The organism is Nannocystis punicea (genome assembly GCF_026965555.1).
Lineage (GTDB): Bacteria > Myxococcota_A > Polyangia > Nannocystales > Nannocystaceae > Nannocystis > Nannocystis punicea.
In genome coordinates this window covers 806,813-821,269 of record NZ_CP114040.1, presented here as the reverse complement: position 1 = coordinate 821,269, position 14,457 = coordinate 806,813, and the positions used below count along the sequence as shown (strand labels likewise).

General features: G+C 73.0%; 12 protein-coding genes. 4 read left to right on the top strand and 8 right to left on the bottom strand.

Features of this window, described 5'->3' with window-relative positions:
- The first annotated feature begins 91 nt into the window (after nt 1-91).
- A complete protein-coding gene (locus O0S08_RS03025; RefSeq protein ID WP_269037442.1) occupies nt 92-709 on the top strand; it encodes a hypothetical protein in 618 nt (205 codons plus the stop codon).
- 483 nt (nt 710-1,192) lie between these two features.
- On the opposite strand, the gene O0S08_RS03020 is transcribed toward O0S08_RS03025, so the two are convergent.
- The 4 genes from O0S08_RS03020 to O0S08_RS03005 all read right to left on the bottom strand — a co-directional run bounded on the left by O0S08_RS03020 (nt 1,193) and on the right by O0S08_RS03005 (nt 7,562).
- On the bottom strand, nt 1,193-2,416 hold the full coding sequence (locus tag O0S08_RS03020; RefSeq protein ID WP_269037441.1) for a hypothetical protein: 1,224 nt from the start codon (nt 2,414-2,416) through the stop codon (nt 1,193-1,195).
- A gap of 120 nt (nt 2,417-2,536) precedes the next feature.
- Complete coding sequence (locus tag O0S08_RS03015) at nt 2,537-6,193, bottom strand: PAS domain S-box protein (RefSeq protein ID WP_269037440.1); 3,657 nt, start codon at nt 6,191-6,193, stop codon at nt 2,537-2,539.
- A 207-nt stretch (nt 6,194-6,400) separates the two neighbouring features.
- Nucleotides 6,401-7,240 (bottom strand): glycosyltransferase, encoded by an 840-nt coding sequence (locus O0S08_RS03010; RefSeq protein WP_269037439.1) that lies wholly within the window; start codon nt 7,238-7,240, stop codon nt 6,401-6,403.
- A gap of 193 nt (nt 7,241-7,433) precedes the next feature.
- A complete protein-coding gene (locus O0S08_RS03005; RefSeq protein WP_269037438.1) occupies nt 7,434-7,562 on the bottom strand; it encodes a hypothetical protein in 129 nt (42 codons plus the stop codon).
- Between the two features lie 20 nt (nt 7,563-7,582).
- Here O0S08_RS03005 and O0S08_RS03000 point away from each other — a divergent pair, with 20 nt between their 5' ends.
- Nucleotides 7,583-7,930, top strand: coding sequence for a DUF2795 domain-containing protein (locus O0S08_RS03000; RefSeq protein WP_269037437.1), 348 nt, complete (start codon nt 7,583-7,585; stop codon nt 7,928-7,930).
- A gap of 34 nt (nt 7,931-7,964) precedes the next feature.
- A complete protein-coding gene (locus O0S08_RS02995; RefSeq protein ID WP_269037436.1) occupies nt 7,965-9,818 on the top strand; it encodes a glycosyltransferase family 2 protein in 1,854 nt (617 codons plus the stop codon).
- A 40-nt stretch (nt 9,819-9,858) separates the two neighbouring features.
- Here O0S08_RS02995 and O0S08_RS02990 read toward each other — a convergent pair whose 3' ends face one another.
- From O0S08_RS02990 to O0S08_RS02975, 4 genes are all read right to left on the bottom strand, one after another.
- Nucleotides 9,859-10,548: a hypothetical protein gene (locus O0S08_RS02990; protein WP_269037435.1), complete on the bottom strand. Its 690-nt coding sequence runs from the start codon at nt 10,546-10,548 to the stop codon at nt 9,859-9,861.
- A gap of 513 nt (nt 10,549-11,061) precedes the next feature.
- Complete coding sequence (locus O0S08_RS02985; protein WP_269037434.1) at nt 11,062-11,832, bottom strand: transporter family protein; 771 nt, start codon at nt 11,830-11,832, stop codon at nt 11,062-11,064.
- Nucleotides 11,833-11,845: 13 nt separating this feature from the next.
- Nucleotides 11,846-12,322 (bottom strand): DUF421 domain-containing protein, encoded by a 477-nt coding sequence (locus O0S08_RS02980; protein ID WP_269037433.1) that lies wholly within the window; start codon nt 12,320-12,322, stop codon nt 11,846-11,848.
- A 15-nt stretch (nt 12,323-12,337) separates the two neighbouring features.
- Nucleotides 12,338-12,847 carry a hypothetical protein gene (locus tag O0S08_RS02975; RefSeq protein ID WP_269037432.1) on the bottom strand — a complete coding sequence of 170 codons (510 nt, stop codon included), beginning with the start codon at nt 12,845-12,847 and terminating at the stop codon, nt 12,338-12,340.
- A gap of 589 nt (nt 12,848-13,436) precedes the next feature.
- Between O0S08_RS02975 and O0S08_RS02970 the strand changes: the two genes are divergently transcribed.
- On the top strand, nt 13,437-14,327 hold the full coding sequence (locus O0S08_RS02970; protein ID WP_269037431.1) for an MBL fold metallo-hydrolase: 891 nt from the start codon (nt 13,437-13,439) through the stop codon (nt 14,325-14,327).
- Nucleotides 14,328-14,457 lie beyond the last annotated feature (130 nt).

Below are 14,457 nucleotides of genomic sequence, written 5' to 3'. Positions count from 1 at the left end.
CGCGGGCCTCGTATTTCTGTATTTCTTTAAAAAACCGATCACGGGCGCCCCGAGGGAGCGCCCGTGATCGGACCCCCGATCGGACACAGCGATGGCCGATGGCGACTCGGTCCGTCGCCGCCTCTCATTCAAGCAGAGCCTCGCGCCCGCGCAACGACGCCCTGCGAGCCGCGATCGTCGCGGGCCGATCCGGCGCGGCGAATCGCCGTGGTCCGGCAGCGGCTGTTCCGCGCTGGGAAATACCCGCGCCGGCCGATTCGGCGGTGCGCCGCGCGGCGCGGAGGCGGCGCGGGTCCGCGACTCCTGCGTGGGAACGATCGCCGCCGACCTCGCCCGGCTCGCCACGATCTACGCGACCCTCGGCCTGGTGCCGCTCATGCTCGCGGTCTCCATCGATCTCTCTATCATCACCTCGCGCGTCACCAAGAGCGTGGCGCTCTCCCTGGCCCTGTCCGGCTCGCTGCTCGCCGTCTTCGTCGGACTCTGGCTGGTGTTCGCGCAGGAGGGCGAATCGCGCGACCGCGATCGACCCGCGGCGCCGCGAATCAGCGACTCTTCGGACGCGGCTCCGGCGGAGTCGGCACGTCCTCGCGCTCCTCCCGGTCGTCGTATTCGTCCTGATTGCGGCGGTCGTGGATCCACCGGCGCGCGCGCTCGTCACACGGCGACTGCTCATCCGGACGCGGCGGCCCTTGCTCGGTCGGCATGATTCTCTTGCTTATCTTATTAAAAGAAATGAGCCAGGTTCGTCGCGCGACAAGCGAGCCCTTGCGTACGGCCGACCTCCAGCGGACGGAACCTCGCGCGAGTTCATCGTCACGGCGGCATTCGGGCGGCAATTGCTCGGGCCGCCGGAGCGAGCGTCCGCCGCGGCCTCGCGCGCGAACCGCCGAAGGCCGATCCCGAAGTGCCGCCATTGCTCGCTCGCCCAAGCGCCGTGCCGACCTCGCCGGCTCGCCCTTGCCGCGGCCCTCGCAGCGCCTCCATTGCTCGCCTTCCCTGGCCCAATAGGGCCGCGATGGGCTGATTCGACCTCGCCGATCATGGCCCCCCGGGTAGCTCTCGCTGGACTGTGCTCACAGTCGCCAGTGCCCGTGAGACGCAGCGATTGCTCGAGCCGCCGAACGGCTCCCTGCCCCTCCGCCGAAGTCAGCCCGCGAGCGCCGCGTTCGGACCGCCGGGACCCTCCCGCTCAACGCGCCCGCCCCGACCTCGCGCGCCCGCGTGAGGACTTCGAAGCGTCCTCGTCGAGCTCGCGTTCGGCGGCCGCGCGCGCCTCCTCGGCGCTCTCCGCTTCCGCGCGGGCCTCCGACGCCGCCTGCTCCGCCTTGTCCGCCCGCTGTCTGGCCGCCTGCGCCGCGCGTTCTGCCGCTCGGGCCTCGCGGTCGGCCTCTCGCGCGGCTGCCTCGGCGCGCTCCGTCAGCTCTGCCCGGCGTCGCGCCTCGCGGGTCGCCTTCTCGTGGGCGCGGCGGAGCGTCGTCTGTCGCTTCCGCTCCACCTGTTCGGCGCGGCGCTGCTCGGCCTGCTCGCGCTGAAGCTCCGCCTTCTCGGCTGCCCGCGCCGCCTTCTCGGCTGCCCGCGCCGCCTTCTCGGCTGCCCGATCGACTGCGACCCGCCCGCGCTTCGGCTCCGCCTTCGCCCGCCCGGGCTTCGCTCGCTTCGCCCGCTCGGGGAGCGCCCGTTGGCGACGCTCCTTCGCGCCGCGCGTCGCCTTCGCTCGCCCGGGCTTCGCTCGCTTCGCCCGCTCGGGGAGCGCCCGTTGGCGACGCTCCTTCGCGCCGCGCGTCGCCTTCGCCCGCTTGCGCCTCGTCTCCGCTCGCTCGCTCCGCGCCTCCTCCGCGGGCTCCTCCTCCGCGCGCTCCTCCTTCGCGCGCTCCTCCTTCGCCTCCGGCGCCTCGATCGCCCCGCCGACTCGCCCCGCGAGCAGGTGCATCACGTCGGCGACGTCGGCCGGCTCGAGCTCCGCCGTCAGCATCCCGCGGCGCAGCAGCTCGCGCTCGTGCTCGCTCGCAGTCGGGGCCGATTGCAGGGTGATGCGAATGCCGTCGAGGTGCGCCCCGGGCGTGCGGATGCCGGCCTCTGCCAGCACGTCGGTGGCCTTCTGCAGCAGCTCCCACACCAGCTCGTGGTGGGCCCGCGTCGCCTCGCGCACCGCCGCCGCCCCGTGGGCCTCGCGCATCCGTTCACCCGCGCGCAGCAGCGCCTCGAGGCGCTTCGGCTCGCGGCGCGCCAATTGATTGATCGCCCACACCGAGGTGCTCGGCTTGCGCAGCGACTTCACCCGCGTCGCGCCGGCGCTGTCCCCCTGCGCCCGCAGCTGCTTGGCCAGCGCGTCGCGCACCGCGGTGAACTCGGCCAGCGGCGCCGCGTAGAGCTCGTCGAGCTCTGCCTCGTCCCGATCGGCGCGCCGCGTCATTCGCCCGTTCTCGTGGCTGAACCCGCCGCGCGGCGCCAGCCTCTCGCCGTTCGCGAGCGGTACCTCGCCGCGGAGCCCGGCCGAGCGCGCCCGCACGGGCGCCGCGGAGCTCGCGCGGCCTCACGACGAGGCGAGCAGCTTCTTGAGCTCCGCCAGCGACACCGGCTTGACCAGGTGCAGGTCGCAACCCGCCTCCTTCGAGCGCAAGCGGTCGCTGTCCTGCCCCCAACCGGTGAGGGCGATGATGCGAATGGCGGCGCCCCACGGCTTCGCCCGGATCTGCCGCGTCGCGTCATAGCCGTTCAGCCGCGGCATCCCCATGTCCATGAGGATGATGTCGGGCCGGAACGACTCCGCCGCCGCGAGCGCCTGGTGGCCGTCGTGCGCCGTCTGGACCTGGTGGCCGAGCAAGCGCAGCATCATCGCCATCGTCAGCGCCGAGTCTTCGTTGTCGTCGACGACCAGGACGCGCTGTCCTCCGCCGCCGTCGCGCTCGTTGCCGCCGCCTGCCCCGGTCGCTCGCGGCGCCGCCGCGATCACCGGCAGCGTCACGGTGAAGAAGCTGCCCTGGCCCGGCCCCGGGCTGTCGCCGGTGACCGTCCCGCCGTGCATCTCGACCAGCCCCTTGACCAGCGCCAGCCCGATCCCGAGGCCCCCGTTCGAGCGCTCGATGGAGCGATCGATCTGCGAGAACATGTCGAAGATGCTCGTCAGCGCCGCCTGCGGGATGCCGATCCCGTCGTCGCGGACCACCACCCGCACCTCGCGGTCGCCGAGCTCGGCGGACAGCTGGATGTGACCGCCGGGCGGCGTGTACTTGGCGCTGTTGGTCAGCAGGTTGCTGAACACCTGCGCGAGCCGGGTCAGGTCGGCGTCGAGGACGACGGGCCCGGGCGGCAGCGAGACCTCGAGGGTGTGCCGCGCCGCGTCGATGAACGGCCGCGCCGTCTCGATCGCGTTGCTCACCACGTCGGCGAGCAGCACCCGCGAGCGGCGCAGCTCCATCTTGTTGCGGCTGATCCGCGAGATGTCGAGCAGGTCGTCGATGAGCCGGACCATGTGCCCGAGCTGGCGGTCCATCACCGCCTGCGTGCGGGCCTGCAGCACCGGGTCGTCCGACAGCCGCAGCGCCTCGAGGCCGTTGCGGATCGGCGCCAGCGGGTTGCGCAGCTCGTGGGCCAGCAGCGCCAGGAACTCGTCCTTGCGCCGGTCCTGCTCGCGCAGCGCCGCGTACAGCCGGGCGTTCTCGATCGCCACCGAGGTGATGTGCGCCAGCTGGACCAGCACGACCTCGTCGCTCTCGTCGAACCCGCCGTCGCGCTCGTCCCACAGCTGCACCAGGCCGAGGTTCTCGCCGTTGCGAGCGACGAACGGCGCCGCCAACCACCGCCGCGGCCCGCCGCCGTCGCCGCGCGGGGCGGAGCCCTCGGCGGCCAGCCGCAGCGGCCGCTGGCTCCGCGATACCAGGTCGACCAGCACCTCGACGCCGGCGGGCGCGCCGTACTCGCGGCGCACGCCGTCGAGCGTGGTCGTCACGGCCAGCGCGGCCGACGAGTCGTCGATCGCGGTCAGGCCGGCGCAGGCATGGCCGGCGCCGATGATCCGCCGCGCCTGCTCGGCCACCGTCTGCAGCACGCACTCGAGCGATTGCGCCGAGTGGATGGCGAGCGACGCGTCGGCCACCTGCCGCAGCATGTGGGCCTGCGCCTGCTCGCGCGCGAGGGCGGCCTCCAGGCGCTGCTCGTCGCGCTTGCGCTCGGTCATGTCGACCGTCACCCCGTCGAAGCGGAGCGGCGTGCCGTCGGCGGCGCGGACAGTCCCGCCGAGCGCGCGGATCCACTTGATCGCGCCGGTGGCCGGGTCGACCGTGCGGTAGTCGATGTCGTAGGGCGCCACGTCGCCGATCGATGCCTCGATCGACGCCCGCGTCCGCTCGCGGTCCTCCGGGTGTATGCGCTCGTAGAACGTCTCGATGGTGACGCGCGCCGCGGGCGGCAGCCAGAAGTGCTCCTTGACCCGCTCGTCCCACTGCAGCTCGTCGAATGGCAGGTCGCAGTACCAGAAGCCGACCCCGGACAGCCGCACCGCGAAGTCGAGGCGCGCCCGGCTGTCGGCCAGCGCTCGCTCGGCCGCCGTCCGCTCGGTGACGTCGCGGCTGACCGCGAGGTGGTTCCAGCCGCCGCGGGCCGCGGGCAGCGGGACCGCGGTCGACTCCATGTGTCGCCGGGTGCCGCGCCGGCCGACCATGTCGAACGCGAGCGTGCCCGGCTCGCCGCGGCACACGCGGTCATGGAAGGCGCGGAACGCCGCGCGGTCCTCGGGGGCGATGGCCTCGTAGATGCTGCGCCCCAGCGCCATCTCGCCGTCGGTCTCGAGCATGCGCAGGCCGGCCGAGTTCATCTGCAGCACGGTGCCGTCGGGCGCGAGCAGGTCGACGCACTCCGGCGTGGCCTCGACGATCGCGCGGTAGCGGGCCTCGCTGTCGCGCAGGCGCCGGGCCGCGCGGGCCCGCTCGAGCGCCTCCCAGCAGCGATCGGCCACCGTGCGCAGGAGGGTCACCTCCTCCGCCAGCCAGCGCCGCGGCGCCCGGGTGTGGATCGCCATCGTGGCGATGAATCTTCCTTGCTTGTGCAAGGGCACGCAGATCCCGGCGCCGATGTGGGCCGCCCGGTAGGCCGAGAGGTCATGGCCGACGCGCGGATCGAGGTCCACGTCCTCGATCACGAACGGCTCGTGGGCCCACATCGTGTCCATCAGCGCCTGGCCGAACCCGACCACCGGCCAGCGGCCGACCATGCTGGGGACCCCGCGCGCGTAATCGCCGGCGATCACGAACACGTCGTCCTCGACCTCGGCGTAGGCGCAGCGGTCGGCGCCGACGTACTCGGCGAGCAGGCGCGCGGTGACGGTCAGGATCGCGTCGGGGTCGGTCAGCGGCTGGGTCGCGGCCGCCAGCTCGGCGAGGAAGCGGTGGCGGCCCTCGCTGGACCGCAACGCCGCCTCCGCCCGCTTCTGCGCCGTGATGTCGCGGGCGATCTTCGACGCGCCGATCACCCGACCTTCGGCGTCGCGCAGCGGCGACACGGTCAGCGAGATGTGGAGGCGGCGGCCGTCCCGGGCCACGCGCACGGTCTCGAACCACTCGACGCGCTCGCCGTGGACCAGCCGCGCCAGGATCCGCTTCTCCTCGTCGATCCGCTCGGGCGGGATGATCAGCGTGATCGGCCGGCCCACGGCCTCGGCCTCGGTGTAACCGAACAGCCGCTCGGCGCCGGCGTTCCAGGTGCGGATGACGCCGTCGAGGGTCTTGCTGACGATCGCGTCCTCCGACGAGGCGACGATCGCCGCCAGGCGGGCTTGCGCCTCCTCGGCCCGGCGGCGCTCGCTGACGTCGCGGAACACGAGGACGGCCCCGACCGGGCGCCCGCCGGAGTCGCGGATCGGCGCGGCGCTGTCGTCGATCGGGCGCTCGCCGCCGCCGCGGGCGAGCAGGCTGGTGTGATTCGCCAGGCCGACGACCACCCCCTCGCGCAGGGCCTTCAGCGCCGGGTTCTCCACCGGCGCGCGCGTGTACTCGTGGAGGATCTGGAACACCTCGGTCAGCGGGCGACCGACCGCCTCGCTCGCCGGCCAGCCGGTCAGCGCCTCGGCGACCGGGTTGAGGTAGGTGACGCGGGCCTCGACGTCGGTGCTGATCACCGCGTCGCCGATGCTGGCGAGGGTGATCTGCAGCCGCTCGCGCTCTCTGGCGAGCTCGTCGTCGTCACGCGTCATCATCGACTCGCGCGGACCGCTCCAGCACGGGCCGCGCGCGTCCTCCGGCCGTCGCGGCGCGCGGAGACTGCAGATCGCGGCGAGGAGGCCATGAGGGAGCGAGGCTAGGCCGAGGCCGCGGCCGTCGCAAGCGGGGCCCGCGAGCGGTCACGCACCCCGCAAGCGGCGGACGTACCGCCGCGCCGCCGCCGGCGCAGCAGGAAACGCGAATCAGGGCACTCGCGAAGGAGCAGGCCCGACCGGGAGCACCCGCGGCGCGTCGACCTCGCGATTGGGCACGGTGGTCGGCAACTCGAGGTGGTACACGCCGCTCGGCATCAGGCCGCAGCCGCCGAAGCGGGCCATGACCCGCAGCTGGGCCAGCACGTCCTCGCCGCAGTGTTCGCGCGGCAGCTCGGTCCAGAAGCCGAAGCCGCCGACGGCCCGCAGCTTGGCCGCGTCGTAGAGCACGCAGCCGCCGACCCACGCGACCTTGTAACAGCGCGTCGCCGCCGGCCCGAGCCCGAGCGCGCGCTGGACGTGCCACAGGTTGGCGGCGTTGTGCAGCTCGTGGCGCTGCCAGGCGTGGCTGCCGTGCTCGACCAGCTCGGGCTCGACGCGGCCGGGCCACAGCTCGACGCGCTGCTGATGCGGCCGCACCGAGTCGACCAGGCTGAGGCCGATGACCGCGCTGCCGACGAAGCCGCAGCCCTGCTGCGCGAGGGCGGCGGTCATCTGCGCGACCACCCACGGCTCGAGCAGCAGGTCGTCGTCGAGGAACAGCAATTGGTCGGCGCGGGCCTGCTCGAGCAGGAAGTGGCGCTGCTCGGCCAGGCCGCGCCGGGGCAGGTGGCGGTGCAGCACGACCTCGTGCCCGTGGGCCCGCAGCACCCGCACCACGGCGCGCAGCTCGCCGGCGTCGGCGACCGGCGCCTCGCCCTGGTCGGACACGACCACGCGGAAGGGCGTCCCCCCGGGCGCGGCCAGCGTCTGCGCGCTCAGGCTGGTCAGCGTGACGGCCAGCGCGGCCGGGCGATCGCAGGTCGGGATCAGGACGTCGAGGGTCGGCATGAACTTGACGACGGATGAGATTGCACGCGCAAGCTTTCGGGCGCTCCGACCGGGCGAGCAACCACCGCAGCCGCGGCTCGTCGCGCAAGCATGCCCCCGCGGGTCGATCGGGCAAGCACGAGGACGGCCCGCGGAGCCCGGCGACCCGCGCGAGACGATGCTTTCGGCCGCGGCCCGGCCCGCTCGCGGGTATTTACCAGACAATGCGCGGAGGGCGGACGACGCCGGCCCGGCGCTCGTGGTGCGGTGAATCATCGTCGCTCGAGGTGGTGTGATTGAGGCCGGGCCCCTGCTTGACGAGCAGGACGCGGGTGCTACCCATCGGGCCCGCAGGAGACGATCATGACCAAGACAGCCACCTCCCCCATCGAGCTGACGCACCAGCTCCGCGGCATCGATTTCCCCGTCACCAAGAAGGACCTGATCCGCCACGCCCGCGACAACAACGCCGGCGACGCGGTGGTGCGCGAGCTCGAGGCGATGCCCGATCAGGAGTTTCGCAGCATGAAAGACGTGACGCGGGCCATGGGCCAGACCGAAGAGGAAGACGAGCAGGGCGGAGAGCGCAAGCGTTCGCGGAGCAGGGAGCGCGAGGGCGGCGAGGCGCGCGAGGGCGGCGAGGAGCGTTCGCGCGGCGAGGAGCGCCGGAGCGACGAATCGGAGCGCGGCGGCGGCCGCGAGAGGCGCTGAAGGGCCCGCGAACGATCGCCGACCGAAAGCACCCATGACCCTCGCCCCCTCGGCCGACGCGCCCGCGATCTCCGTCCTGATGCCGACCTACGGCCAGGCGCGCTTCATCGCCGCCGCGATCGGCAGCCTGCTGGCGCAGGCGCGGAGCGACTGGGAGCTGCTCGTCGTCGACGACGGCTCGCCCGACGACACCGCGGCCGTGGTCGCGCCCTACCTCGCCGATCCGCGGATCCGCTACGAGCGGCTGCCTGCCAACCTCGGCCTCGGCGCGGCCCTCAACGTCGGCCTCGATCGCGCCCGCGCGCCGCGGATCGCCTACCTCCCGTCCGACGATCGCTACTGGCCCGACCACCTCGACGCCCTCGCCGCCCGGCTCGACGCCGAACCGGCGGCGACGCTGGCCTATTCGGGGGTCCGTCATCACTACAATCGCCGCGCCGACGGGGCCATCGCCGGCCATTCGTTGCAGCTGGTGCAGGTGATGCATCGCAGCACCGACGCGCGCTGGCTGGAGCGCGACGAGCTGGTCACCGACGACCTCGGCCGCATGCTGTGGGACCGCCTGCTCGCCGCCGGCCCGGCGGTGGCGACCGGGCGGGTCACCTGCGAATGGGTCGACCACCCCGGCCAATTGCACAAGCTCTTGCGCGAGCCGCTGGGCGGCCTCAATGCCTTTCGCCAGCGCTTCGCGGTGCCGCACCCGCTGCGGTTTCACAGCAGCGTCGGCAACGCGGTCGACGAGGTCGAGCACTACCGCCGCGCGCGCGAGCGGCCGCCGACGCCGCGGGCCCGCGACGGCCTGACGATCTTGCTGGTCGGCGAGCTGGCCTACAACGCCGACCGCGTGCTCGCGCTCGAGGAGCGCGGCCACTCGCTGTACGGCCTGTGGATGAAGGACCCGCACTGGTACAACACCGTCGGGCCGCTGCCGTTCGGCCGCGTGCGCGACCTGCCGCGGGACGACTGGCGGACGATGATCCGCGCCCTGCGGCCCGACGTGATCTACGCCCTGCTCAACTGGCAGGCGGTCCCGTTCGCCCGCGAGGTGCTGGCCGAGGGCACCGGCGTCCCGTTCGTCTGGCACTTCAAGGAGGGGCCGTTCATCTGCCGCGAGAGGGGCACCTGGGAGGCGCTGGTCGACCTGCACACGCGCGCCGACGGCCTCGTGTACTCGAGCCCCGAGATGCGCGAGTGGTTCGCCACGGTGCTGCCCGCCGGCGCCGCCGCGATCCCGTCGAGGATCCTGGACGGCGACCTGCCGCGCCGCGAGTGGTTCGCCGGCGAGCCGTCGCCGCGGCTGTCGCAGGCCGACGGGGCGCTCCACACGGTCGTGCCCGGGCGGCCGATCGGCCTGCACCCGCACCACGTCGGCGAGCTCGCGGCCGAGGACGTGCACCTGCACTTCTACGGCGACTTCACCCACGGCCAGTGGCGCGCCTGGATCGACAGCGCCCGGGCCGTCGCGCCGCGCCACTTGCACCTGCACGCGCACGTCGACCAGCGGCGATGGGTCGAGGAGTTCTCGCGCTACGACGCCGGCTGGCTGCACTTCTTCGCCAGCGGCAACGACGGCGACATCGGCCGGGCCGACTGGGACGACCTCAACATCCCCGCGCGCGCGGCGACGCTGGCGGCCGCGGGCCTGCCGATGATCCAGCGCGACAACGACGGCGCCCGGGTGGCCAGCCAGAACCTGGCCCGCCGCCTCGGCGTCGGCGTGTTCGCCCGCGACATGCCCGACCTCGCCGCGCAGCTGCGAGACACCGCCCGGATCCAGGCGGTGCGCGAGCAAGTGTGGCGCACCCGCGACGAATTCACGTTCGACCGCCACGCCGACGACCTGCTGGCGTTCCTCGGGGAGGTCGCGCGCCTGCGGCCGAATGCATAGACCCGGCGGCGAATGTTCATAGCGCCGATCTCGGCGCGGCCTACTCCTCCGGCCAGTCGGGGTCCGGCTCGTCCGGCTCGCACTCGCCCGGGCCGGCGGGGGTGCACTCGAAGAACTCGTCGAGCAGGCCGTCGGTCATGCAGAAGAAGCGGGCCAGGCCGTCGGGCTCGGCCAGACAGCCCTCGAAGTGGCCGGGCTCCGCGATCGCCACGCGCATCGTCGGGCCGCTCTTGCAGATCTTCGGGGTGCTCGATCTGCGGAGGACAGACCCACCGGGGAGGACCATCACGCGGACCACCTCGTCGGTCCCGGCGTGGAACCCGAACTCCCGCGACCACTCGATGAAGCCCGGCTTGCCGTCCCGCAGGCCCGCGATCGCGCACTCCAGCGCGGCCTCGTCGGTCACCGCCCACCACCAGGCAGGGTCGCAGGAGTCCGTCTCGCAATTGACGGTGAAGGCGTCGCACAGCGGCAGGTCGCACGGGCCCGAGCAGTCGCACGAGTTCTCGAACGGCTCGTCGTCGGTGGTCGGATCTGTGCTCGACGCGCCGGTCGTCGGGGCAGTGCTCGACACGCCGGTCGTCGGGGCAGTGCTCGACGCGCCGGAGGTCGACGTACCGGAGGTCGACGCGTCGGTCGCGTCGGTGTCGGTGCCGGCGCTGTCGCTGCCCGACTCGGGGCCGCAGGCGACGAGGATGCACAGGGCGAGACAAGGTAAGTAAGGCTTCATGGCTTGGATTGTGACCCCCGCGCGACGCGGAGGGCAAGCGATCTCGGCCCCGCAGGCGCTGCTGGAGCAGAACCGGAGGACCTCCGGCGGAGGACGACGAGCGGGTGCTCCGAGAAAATTCGTCCTCGACGTAGTAGTGCTCGAGCTCGCGGCTTCGATCGCGGGGCGAGTCACGGGCCCGCGCCGGCGCACCACGGCTCGCACTCCTCGCTGCAGGCGAGGGCCCGCTTCGGCTCGGCGCTGCGCATGCACGAGCGCTCGCACGCGATCAGGCAGTGTCCGCGCGCGAACGCCGGGTCGGCCTGTCGGCGCGGCGAAGTCCGGGCCCGGTCGATCGGCGAGCATGAACCACACCATCAGGCCGATCACGAACACGACGACGACCGCGGCGGCGACGAGGATCGCCACGGCGCGAGTCACTCCGAGGCTCCCGCGAGCGCGCGGTCGCGCCCACGAATGCGTCCCTCGCGACCGCTCGCGTTCGCCGGTCCACCGGCGAATGCGACCACTCGCTCAGCGCGGGCCGAAGCGCACCGACAGGCCGGCGAGGGCCGACACCACCAGGGTGCGGCGGGCGCGGCCGACCAGCGCGCCGACGTCGAGGGCGACTCTCGGATGGAGGTGCACCATCAGGCCGGCGTCGCCTGCGAGCTCGGCGAGCTCGGTGTGGGGGAAGTCGAGGCGGGCGTAGGCCTCGCCCCAGAAGCGCAGGCGCTGGTCGACGATGGTGCGCGAGAACGAGGCGGTGAACAGGTCGCTGATCTCGCAGCAGCGGCCGGTGTCGGCGGGGGCCGTCTTGATGCCGGCGTTGACGCTGATGTTCCACTCCCCGGGTTCGACGCTGAGGAGCAGGACGACGGCCGGCAGCGGGGCCCAGAACGTCTCCTTGCCGAGCGGCGACACCGGCAGCAGCTGCGGCTGCAGGCCGAGCGACGTCTTCGTCCGCGTGCCGCGCTCGAACAGCAGGATCTTGGCGCCGAGGGAGACTTCCTGCTGCTGGCGGGCGGCCGTCTGACCGAGCGCCCAGCGGAACGGGTCGCCGTCGAACACGCGCAGCTCGACGCGGTCGTGCAGGCCGATCCGGACGATCAGCGGCGTCGCCACCAGGAACTCGTCCTGGCTCGCGCGGCCGTAGACCTGCGCGTCGACGCCGGCCTCGATCTGGACTGCGCCGCGCGGCACGGTCGAGGTGGTGTTGGTGATCGTCGGCCGATCGGGATCGACGCGACGGGGCTCCTCGTCGCCGGCGAGGAGCCTCCAGAGGGCGAGGCAGAGTGTCCACATACCATTGCGCTCGTCAACTCGAGGTGTCGTCATTCGCTACGCGCGCGGCCCCGGGCCGGGGGATCACGGACATCTTGCCGTCCGACTCGAGCACCACCCAGCGCACCTGGGACAGCTCGTAGACGCCGGCCTTGCGCATCTCCGTGTAGATCTCCTCCGGCGAGATCCGCTCCTTGTTCATGTTCTCGGCCAGGAACCGGCCGTCGCTCACCAGCAGGGTCGGCGAGCTCGAGACGACCTTCTCGAGCGGGGGGACGTGGTGCATGAGCAGCGAGACCACGAACACCAGCGAGAACAGGGTGGTGGTCCCGACGATCGCGTTGGTGAGCGACGGATCGTCGCGCACCAGCGCCGGCGAGACGATCTCGGGGATGATGAGGAGCGTGACGAGCTCGGCCGGCGACAGCTGGCCGAACTCTCGCTTGCCGAGGATCCGCAGGCCGACGATGATGACCGTGTAGATGATGACGATACGGACGATGGTCTCCACGCGCTCACCTCGCGTTCACGGCAGCACCGTGATGTGAATCGGCAGCTCGACCGGGGCCTCGTCGCCGGCGCGCACGCGGATCGCCCCGGTGAGCTCGCCGGGTTCGGTGCTGCGATAGTCGAGGGTGACGACGCGGGCCTGGCCCGGCGGGATGTCGCCGAGCGCGACCACGTACCAGTCGCCGTCGATCCGCGCGAGCGGCGGCTGAAACGACGGCTGCCACAGCGGATCGAGCAGGGCGCGGGCGAACTCCGCCCGCGCGCCCGGCAGCGGCGCCGGCGAGCGATTGTCGACCGTGACGTGCATGCGGCCCCAGTCCTCGAGGTGGTCGCGCGGGGCGAACTCCACCCCGAGCCGGACCCCGCGCAGCTCGATCTCCTCGCGCACGCGCGGCCCGCCGAGCAGGCCCAGCAGCGCCATGATCGGCACCACGAGCATCAGCGGCAGCAGCAGCAATTGCTCGCGGTGGAATTGCAGGCGCCGCTCGATCTCCGGCGGCGACGGCGGATGGTCCGGCTCTCGCATGCAGGCCTTGGGTTGCACGCAATGCATGTCGCGGCCAATCGAGCGGCCGTGATTGCGCCCCCGTTCGCTCGTGCAGCGACGATTCCGGGCCCCGCGCCCCGGGAGCACGCCAATCGGCGCAGAAGGCGCGGTATCGCGCCTCGTGGCAATGGCGACGACTCGCCGCGCGGCAGCGGCGCGGGGCCGTCGCTCGTCGCAGTGGGGCTCTCGATGATTGGCGCGACCGGTGCGAGGATAATTCCTCGCACTCGACCCTCCCCGCCGGGCTCGACCGTCATGGTTCGGCGGGGGTCATGACGATCGCCGGGCGCGCGAGGGCCAGGGTAATTCCTCGCGCTCGGCCCCTGCGCCGGGCTCGACCGTCGACCTTCGGCGGCCCGGCGTCATGACGATTGACGGGTGCACGAGGGCCAGGGCGAGTCCTCGCAGTCGACCCTGCGCCAGGCTCGACGGCGCCTCCGCGTTCGCCGTCCGCGCCCCTCGCCCAACGTGGGGCCGGCGCGGCCCTGGCGGCGCGCGGCCCTGGGCGGGTGCGGGCTCGGATTTGACGCGCCGGCCACTGCCGCCCAGTTTCACCTCGGAGTTCGTCGTGCGCATTCATCACCTCAATTGTGGAACCATGTGCCCGTACGGCGGGCGATTGATGGGAAAGCCGGCGGACGACCCCGGCCCGGCGCGGCTCACCTGTCATTGTCTGCTGCTCGAGACCGACCGCGGCCTGGTGCTGGTCGACACCGGGCTCGGCCTCGAGGACATCCAGAGCCCGACCACCCGCCTCAGCCGCTTCTTCGTCGGCATGATGCGCCCGCGCCTGGACGAGGACGAGACGGCCGTCCGGCAGATCGAGCGCCTGGGCCTGTCGCCCCGCGATGTCCGCCACATCGTCCTGACGCACCTCGACTTCGACCACGCGGGCGGCCTCGCCGACTTCCCGCACGCCCAGGTGCACCTGCTCGCCGACGAGGCCGACGCCGCCCAGCAGCGGGTCGGGGCGATCGCCCGCGGCCGCTACCGGCCGCAGCAGTGGTCGACCGCGGGCTCGTGGCAGACCTACTCGCCGCAGGAAGGCGAGGCCTGGTTCGGCTTCGAGTGCGTGCGCGGGCTGGTGGGGCTGCCGCCGGAGCTCCTGCTGATCCCGCTGGTGGGCCACACCGCCGGTCACGCCGGGGTGGCGGTGCAGACCGGGGAAGGCTGGCTGCTGCACGCCGGCGACGCGTACTTCTACCGCGGCGAGCTCAACACCGACCGCGTCCACTGCCCGCTGGGCCTGCGCGCCTATCAGGCGATGATGGAGGTCGATCGCCGGGCCCGACTGCGCAATCAGCAGCGCCTGCGCGACCTGGTGTATCAGCGCCGCGACGAGGTCCGCGTCCTGTGTGCCCACGACCCGGTCGAGTTCGAGGCGTGGGCCGCCCGCAGCCCGCACGGCGAGCCGCCCCACCCGCACGCGCCGCAGTCGCCCGGCCTCGGAGCGAGTTGAACTGGCCCGATTCGCCGCCGACCGCCCGCCGTGATCGACCTCGCCTGAGCTTGCGGAGCGAGCCGCCCGCGGTACGTTTTCGTGACCGCGCGGGGACCCGCGAATCGGCCCCGCCATTGATGCGAGGAGG

Bases quoted from the DNA above. Each gene is read 5' to 3' on its own strand.
- O0S08_RS02995 (WP_269037436.1), top strand. From the start codon at position 7,965: ATGACCCTCGCCCCCTCGGCCGACGCGCCCGCGATCTCCGTCCTGATG.
- O0S08_RS02985 (WP_269037434.1), bottom strand. From the start codon at position 11,832: ATGTGGACACTCTGCCTCGCCCTCTGGAGGCTCCTCGCCGGCGACGAG.
- O0S08_RS02990 (WP_269037435.1), bottom strand. From the start codon at position 10,548: ATGAAGCCTTACTTACCTTGTCTCGCCCTGTGCATCCTCGTCGCCTGC.
- O0S08_RS03020 (WP_269037441.1), bottom strand. From the start codon at position 2,416: ATGACGCGGCGCGCCGATCGGGACGAGGCAGAGCTCGACGAGCTCTAC.
- O0S08_RS03015 (WP_269037440.1), bottom strand. From the start codon at position 6,193: ATGATGACGCGTGACGACGACGAGCTCGCCAGAGAGCGCGAGCGGCTG.
- O0S08_RS02975 (WP_269037432.1), bottom strand. From the start codon at position 12,847: ATGCGAGAGCCGGACCATCCGCCGTCGCCGCCGGAGATCGAGCGGCGC.
- O0S08_RS03000 (WP_269037437.1), top strand. From the start codon at position 7,583: ATGACCAAGACAGCCACCTCCCCCATCGAGCTGACGCACCAGCTCCGC.
- O0S08_RS03010 (WP_269037439.1), bottom strand. From the start codon at position 7,240: ATGCCGACCCTCGACGTCCTGATCCCGACCTGCGATCGCCCGGCCGCG.
- O0S08_RS03025 (WP_269037442.1), top strand. From the start codon at position 92: ATGGCCGATGGCGACTCGGTCCGTCGCCGCCTCTCATTCAAGCAGAGC.
- O0S08_RS03005 (WP_269037438.1), bottom strand. From the start codon at position 7,562: ATGGGTAGCACCCGCGTCCTGCTCGTCAAGCAGGGGCCCGGCCTCAAT.